Genomic DNA, 1,925 nt, shown 5'->3' with positions numbered 1-1,925 from the left:
CGCCGTTCCTGACGCTGGCCGCCATCTTCGCGCTGGGCTTTGCCGGGCTCGCCTGGTCGTTCTATCCGTTCGGGGTGCCCGACAGGCTGACCATCTGGCAGGCGGCTTCCGCACCCGAAAGCCTGGCCATCATCCTGTCCGGCACCGTGGTTGTGCTGCCGATCATCATCTTCTATTCCTTCTATGCCTACCGCGTGTTCGGCGGCAAGGCGAGGGACCTGACCTACGATTGAAGGGCCAGGCGACGGCGCGAAATCATCGCCTCCGCCTGCCGCCTGTCGCCTGCCGGAAAGACAATATTCATCTTCACGCGGAATAACCTTCCGCGACATGCTGCGGCCTGATGGCAGCGGTCCGAGAAGAAGGGCAATGCAATGCGCGGTGTCCCGGTTGCCTCGATAGAACACGATCCGCAGGCGCGGCAGCGCTACGCAGTTTTCCCGGGAAAATCGCTACGCCGCTTTCCTGGAATTGCTCTGGTCCTGATCCGCCTGGTCACGCTGATCGCCGCGCTTGCGCTGGCCGGCCTGCTGCCTGTCATTCAGCCCGCTCATGCCCAGCAGACGGCCAACTGGGCCGGTGTCTGGGACACCAAATGGCGCGGCGGCGGCGCCCAGATCACCTTCGAGCAGGACGGCGCCGAGGTGAAGGGCGTCTATCCCCTGTATGGCGGCCGCATCGAAGCCAAGACCGAAGGCGAAAAGCTGTTCGGCCGCTGGTTCGAGGGCAGTCGCCAGGGCGAGTTCAGCTTCGTCATGGCGCCGGACGGCGCCAGCTTCATGGGCCGTTTCGAATCCGCCACCGCCGAATGGTGGACGGGCGTGCGCGTCGACGCCGCCGAGACCCTCAAGGTCGACCAGACCAGCCCGATGACGACGATGCGCTCGTTCCTGCAGACCATGAACGAGAGCGGCGCCGACAATGTGCCGCGCGCCACCGGCGGCGGCATGGGCCTTGCCGCGCTGGCGGCCGGCCTCGTCGACGTCACGGAGGCCGATCGCGGCGGCCTCAACATGCCCGATTACACCAAGCTCCTGTTTTCGGTGATCGACAACGCCACCTTGCGCCTGTGGAACCTGCCGCATGATGCGATCCCCGGCGACGAGGTGACAGCCAGGCTGCAGCAATATGGCAGCAAGGTTTTCTTCGACGTCACCTTCCGCCGCAAGGCCGGCGAATGGTTCATCGTCGGGCCGCAGCTCGCCGTGCTGCAGGCCAAGCTCGCCGAGTTCCAGGCGGCGCGTGGCGAAGCCCCCGACATGGTCGACGATCCGGCCAAGCTCGCCTCGCCGCGCGACACGTTCAAGATGCTGCTCGGCGGCATCGCTGACCAGAATGGCGGTTCGACGCAAACGGCGCTCGACATGCGCGGTTACAATCCGGCGGTGCGGTCCGACGAGGCGGTTCTGCTCGAGAGCTATCTCAAGAAAGTCATCGACCGCATCGGCTACGTCTACTGGCAGGAAATTCCCGACGATCCCCAAAGCAACACGCCCTATGTGTATTTCGAGCACCCGGCCGGCAACATCGTCGTCGCTCCGGTGGGGACTGAGAAAGGCGGCAAGCTGTGGAAATTCACGCCGGAAACGCTGGCCAACATCCGCACGCTCTATGCCGATATCGAGGATGCGCCGGTGGCGCCGGAATTCACCGCCTTCGCCAGCAACGATCCCTTCTTCGCCACGAGGGGCCTTGCCCGTGAGATCAGCCCTGCCCTTTTGACCCGCGCCGGGCCGATCGAACGCTGGCAATGGCTGGGGCTCGGCATTGCCGTGCTTGCCGGCATCGCCTTCGGCTTCCTTGCCAACGCCGTCATCGTGTTCTTCGCCCGCCGCGGCAGGAGTTCGGGGCGGGCCGGCTTCTTCCGCGTCGTCGAATGGGCGGTGCGCTCAATCTTCCTCGGCCTGTTACTGCTGTTTGCGCTG

At 65.0% G+C, this 1,925-nt stretch carries 2 protein-coding genes; both read left to right on the top strand.

Annotated elements, in window-relative coordinates; translation table 11 throughout:
* A partial coding sequence (locus tag FJ980_RS30220) for a cytochrome d ubiquinol oxidase subunit II (RefSeq protein WP_181181352.1) occupies nucleotides 1–233 on the top strand: 233 nt, incomplete at its 5' end.
* Between the two features lie 141 nt (nucleotides 234–374).
* Nucleotides 375–1,925 (top strand): hypothetical protein (locus FJ980_RS30215; protein WP_140547264.1); only part of this gene is annotated, 1,551 nt, incomplete at its 3' end.

The sequence above is a fragment of the Mesorhizobium sp. B1-1-5 genome, from assembly GCF_006443065.1.
Classification (GTDB): domain Bacteria; phylum Pseudomonadota; class Alphaproteobacteria; order Rhizobiales; family Rhizobiaceae; genus Mesorhizobium.
The sequence above is the reverse complement of the archived record's forward strand: the minus strand, read 5'-3'. Positions and strand labels throughout refer to the sequence as shown.